This is a genomic window from Psychrobacter sp. Ps6 (genome assembly GCF_022129235.1).
Classification (GTDB): Bacteria; Pseudomonadota; Gammaproteobacteria; order Pseudomonadales; family Moraxellaceae; genus Psychrobacter.
Window position 1 is genome coordinate 1 of the sequence record NZ_JADQAI010000027.1, and the last position, 4696, is coordinate 4696.

Annotated in this window: 8 protein-coding genes; all 8 read right to left on the bottom strand. The window is 42.4% G+C overall.

From position 1 onward, the window contains the following. Window positions 1–696 (bottom strand): hypothetical protein (locus I3255_RS13145; RefSeq protein WP_238039217.1); only part of this gene is annotated, 696 nt, incomplete at its 3' end. Between the two features lie 3 nt (window positions 697–699). Next, the gene (locus I3255_RS13150) at window positions 700–1353 is read right to left on the bottom strand and encodes a hypothetical protein (RefSeq protein WP_238039218.1); all 654 of its coding nucleotides are present in this window, start codon (window positions 1351–1353) and stop codon (window positions 700–702) included. An 8-nt stretch (window positions 1354–1361) separates the two neighbouring features. Then, on the bottom strand, window positions 1362–1664 hold the full coding sequence (locus I3255_RS13155; RefSeq protein ID WP_238039219.1) for a hypothetical protein: 303 nt from the start codon (window positions 1662–1664) through the stop codon (window positions 1362–1364). After that, entirely contained in the window at window positions 1657–2025 is a 369-nt protein-coding gene (locus tag I3255_RS13160) for a hypothetical protein (RefSeq protein WP_238039220.1), read from the bottom strand. The genes I3255_RS13155 and I3255_RS13160 overlap by 8 nt, the downstream gene beginning before the upstream one ends. A 17-nt stretch (window positions 2026–2042) precedes the next feature. Continuing rightward, window positions 2043–2564, bottom strand: coding sequence for a phage tail protein (locus tag I3255_RS13165; RefSeq protein WP_138242114.1), 522 nt, complete (start codon window positions 2562–2564; stop codon window positions 2043–2045). Then, on the bottom strand, window positions 2558–3307 hold the full coding sequence (locus I3255_RS13170) for a phage tail protein I (RefSeq protein ID WP_238039221.1): 750 nt from the start codon (window positions 3305–3307) through the stop codon (window positions 2558–2560). The genes I3255_RS13165 and I3255_RS13170 overlap by 7 nt, the downstream gene beginning before the upstream one ends. Continuing rightward, the gene (locus I3255_RS13175; RefSeq protein WP_238039222.1) at window positions 3291–4268 is read right to left on the bottom strand and encodes a baseplate J/gp47 family protein; all 978 of its coding nucleotides are present in this window, start codon (window positions 4266–4268) and stop codon (window positions 3291–3293) included. The genes I3255_RS13170 and I3255_RS13175 overlap by 17 nt, the downstream gene beginning before the upstream one ends. Continuing rightward, window positions 4265–4597: a phage baseplate protein gene (locus I3255_RS13180; RefSeq protein ID WP_106339750.1), complete on the bottom strand. Its 333-nt coding sequence runs from the start codon at window positions 4595–4597 to the stop codon at window positions 4265–4267. Before I3255_RS13180 ends, I3255_RS13175 begins: the two co-directional genes overlap by 4 nt. Between the last annotated feature and the right edge of the window lie 99 nt (window positions 4598–4696).

Sequence of the window (4696 nt, forward strand, 5' to 3'; positions counted from 1 at the left end):
ATAAGTAAACCCTGTAGCAGAATCAACAGAAAAAATAATACTATGGCGTGCTAGATATCCTGACGTTTTTACAACGTCACCCTCACGAATACTAAATTTAACCGGATTTAGATAGTTCTGATCAAAACCACAAAATGCTGACCCGTTTCGATCTAAAACGATTCGGCTACGACCTAATGTGAATTGACCAGCGCCATAGAAATAAATCTTTGAATCCTTATTAGACTCAATAATTAATGTATTTCTATACCCCCCAATAATAATAGATCCATTTGTATTTAATTCACCATTAAACTCTAGAATTGGAGTACTTGAATCGTAATGATATGATTTCGAATAATCTAAGTTACTACCCCACGCCATAATACTCAGTGATAATGCATAACACCAACTTGCACCATTAAAGACATGTCTTTGATAACGCTTTAAGTAAATTGAAGCTGTAGAACCGGTTGGACATCGACGAAATGCTTCATTAATAGTTTTCAACGGCGCTGATGATGATCCTGAATTCAAATCAATGCCAAATTCACTATCAATATAAAATTTAACTATATTATTTTTAGTAATTGTTTCGGTAATTTCTTTTACTGAGTTATCAACCTTCTTATCAATCTCCCCAATCTTATTATTAACCGCGCCAGTTAAATTCTCGGATGCTTGCACCAAAGAACTGATTTGTTGTTCTAAACCCATAAATTAATTTCCGTTGATAGTGTTAGCGGCATCATTAAAAGAAGCCGCAAGTCGTGTAAAACCATCTGCAATTTCTTGCTCTAATGTTGAGATTTGCCCTGATGTGGCGTAATGATCGGGCGCGTTTCCACCAAATAAAGTGGCATCGGCTGCTTTTCCCCGTTTTGTTAAGAACTGAGCATCTGCAGCTGTAATGGTATAAACCTCGCTGACATTGGCTTTCTTAGCCAGCTCAGCACTCATTGTGGCGGCAAAGTTAGGATCATTACCTAACGCTTTGGCCAGCTCTTCGAATGTATCGAGCACATCAGGCGCGACACCAATTAGCTGGTGGATACGCGCATCAATTTGTGCCGGTGTTAATGTCTCAACTTTATCAGCCTTATCATCTAAAGCAGGGATAGTCACTTGTAAGGTGACATTACCTGAGCCATCAAACGAAATTGAGCCTGCAGCATCTCGTCCTAAGGTAATGGTTCGAGCAACTTTAAGCTTATTGGCCGTAGATGCGTTCGCCCCTAAAGTCGACAAAGGATCATCAAGATAATTACGCAGATAAACTTCAGATTTATCGGCCTTTAACCGCAATTTACCATTAATGACACCCATGACATTATTTAGGGCTGCAATCATTTGGTCGATTTTATTCCCTAACACATGTCCTCCTAGGTTGATATGACACCAGCATGAAAGTTAAAACCGTTCGTCATATTCATGATCACCTCATCAAGTAGGCCCGACGTAATTTGAGTCTGTTTTAATGCCTTCTCTGATATGGCTTTAGCTTGAGCGGCGGCAGCTAATACCGACTCACTCACTATTCCCACTGGCCCTTGTTGACCAATGGTGACCACTTCAATATTGGGCTTTACTTGCTCATGAATAATGGCGGTCGTTTGAGGCAATCGAACCGTAATAATTCGGTCTGTTTTAAGTGAGACTAAAACACGGGCCCCTGAACTAATCATCCACCGCCCCCTTAATCAATAAGGCAGGTCCTCGCAAAATACTGTAGGGATCACCACTTGGAAATGTCACCCGAACTTCATAATTGGCGTTTTCCCACGCTTGAGGTTGTTGCCCTTGAGTCTGATCATGAGTGATTTGAATATCTAACTTATCGCTTTGTTGCTCACATTCAATAATGGATATATGGCCAGATTCTGTCGTACCACGAACCAAGACATCTCCAGTTATTGAGCGAATAACAAACACTGCTGTACATCCCGACAACTTTACATAAGGATTATCTTCGTCTCCGGTCGTCCAATGCAGATCAAATCCAAATGTAGTACCTGCTACTATCTTAAGCAGTGGAGGTCCATCCATTGTGCATGCCATAAACGCTAACTCCGTTTTTCTAACTCATTAAACCGAAACAGTAATTCTAAATGACGCGCCATATTGCCTATTTGAGCTGTGGCCATGGTTGCCAACTCCTCACCGAGCAATAAATTTAAGTCGTTATTGCCTTCAATAAAGGTGATGCTGTCTGTCGGTAAAGGAGAAACATCAAGCGTAAACTTCTGTATCCAGCTAGCACTGGCCGATTTATAGGTCAACAGCTGATTAGGACGAGAATAAACAGCTAATAAGGTGCCTGATTCTAAAAAGAATCCCACCTCTCGTACTTCATATTCCAAGTTGCCCTTAAAAGCGGCCCCCATTCGCAATTGTGTTGGGCTAATCTCTTCCCAATCACTAATCAGCTCTCGTTGTCGTTCGCTGTATAGTGATTTTTGGTCTGGACTTGGTTGATAACTTCGATCACCAGCAGCTATCCATTTCAGTGCACCTTTGAGCCCTTGGTTTTTCGCACTAATGAGCTCAGCTAAGCCCGCTTTAGTAAACTGAACAACGCCTAACATGTTTTCATAGCTCCTAACGTTATATCGGTACACATCAGCATTTTCATACCACCTCCGAAATAAATGCCCCCTTGGCAAAGCGCATCATTGGGCAATACTCCACAGACTGACATCTCGTTCTCAATGATATGCTCCACCGCTCCTGCCACTTGAGTGCCCAGAGCACAAACAGGAGAAGTCGGCATCAAACCCGTTACCGAGCTGTCTGTTTCCATAATCGCTCTCTCTTGCACTCCCGACACCGAAAAGCCGGAATCTAAACCAAAGGCGAAAATCAGATCCACACAGTCTCGCTCTGATTTGGTGTTCTCAACTCGTTGTAACATTCGTTCGGTTGTTTTCTTATCAACTGGGCTGTTTCGCTTCCACGCCACAATCTCCAAATGATAAGGTCCGGGCGGTGATCTCATCTGATACCAAGGCGTTACTTCAATATCACAATCAAGTGCATCCATTGCCACAGCAAGACCATGTCGAGTCCCGGCTTTTCGATGAATTTCAAATGCTTTATCGGCAGTTTTCCGTTGTTGCTCTATCGTATCTTCTGGCCGCCAGTCTGTAACACCGCGCTCACCAGCTAATAGAGAAACAAAATCATTGGGGGTTAAAAGAGGTTGTTTAAGTTCAGGGAATGGATCTTTTTGTTTGGCAATTACTTGATGCCAAGCGTATTCCAAAGACTCTTCAATTAACGTTCTGTTTTCCGGCTGTACGGAGATAAAATGGTCAATCTCCTCGGACATGGATAATCACCTCCGTACAGTAAGGAGCTTCATCCCACTGGCAAATGATATCTTGAGCCGGTTCATGGACTTTTGCTCGTTTAGCACCTAATTGATAAAAGATATGAGCCACCTCTTCTCTATCAATAATGCCTTTTAATTGATGTCGTTTATGTGCTAAATCCCACGCTGCTTGTTCAGCTTTTGACTGCTCAACATGAGATCCAGGATCGGAGCCAGTATAGACTGTCACCTCAATTTGGTAGTCTTTGGCGATGGCGCTTTTTGTTGTGATTTCATCCGACTCTTGGCCAATATCATCTCGTTGCAGATAATGGCGAACCCGATTTAACAACGCTTCATCTGCTATACCCCGAGGATTTTCACGGCTTAACACGGCCACACACACTTTGCCACTATTGGGCTCTAACATCTGAGGCATAGCATCTTTAACAGGCATAGGCCGAGTTAAATCTTGAAACTCATAACGCATCACCACCGCGTTATCTTCTGACTCAATTTTTATCAACGGCCTTTCATCTAGTGTTAAAGCGTGAAACTTATACCCCATTCGAGTACCTGTTGTGTGAAATTGATAAGGGGCCAAATCAAAACGCTGCAATAGGCTTTGGTCAGATTCCATAACAGGTGGTTTAGGTGGAAATACCAAATCATTTCCCGCCTCTAATACCTGCCTTTTAAGGCCGTATTGTAAGGCCAGTAAATCCACCATATCCGATTCAGTTACAAACTTACGAAACATCTGCAGAGCTTGATGATTCTGCTCTCGAATTTCAGCAATTCGTTTAATGATGAACGCCTGTACCATCTGAGCCAACAATTCAGAATCATTGGTCATGGCCTCATTAAGCACTTTAGCCTTATCAGCATCACCTTTAGCACAATAGCTCACTGCAAATTGGATGTATTCATTGAGTAACGACTCAAATTCAGGAACCACAAAGGCTTTAGGTAAACTCATAACCCCACCTTCAATTCAATATCTTTACCTTGCCAACGCCCTTTTACCGATACTAAAAATCCAGCGCCATAAGGTGTGGCTAGACACTGTTTAGCTTTAAATTTCAGTAACCCATTAGCGGGGTTAGCTAACGCTTCTAACGATAAATTCTGAATGATCATCGCTTCCGTTGGGTTTTGCATTTTACCCAGTCGATTAATGGCCCGATTTCCCATCTGACGACGTTTCACTCTTGCCGTGATTTGTGTGGTTAATGCCCGTTCAAAACGACAATTTAGCGCTTGAATTCCTGTAACGGTTTTACCTGTTCTTGGATCGATAGCAATCATTGTTTCTGCTCCGTATTTCCAGTATTAGGCTCTCCATGAGGATGAACGTGGCTGTTATAGATTTCACGGTCATCACTCATACTGCGAACCCCATCAGAA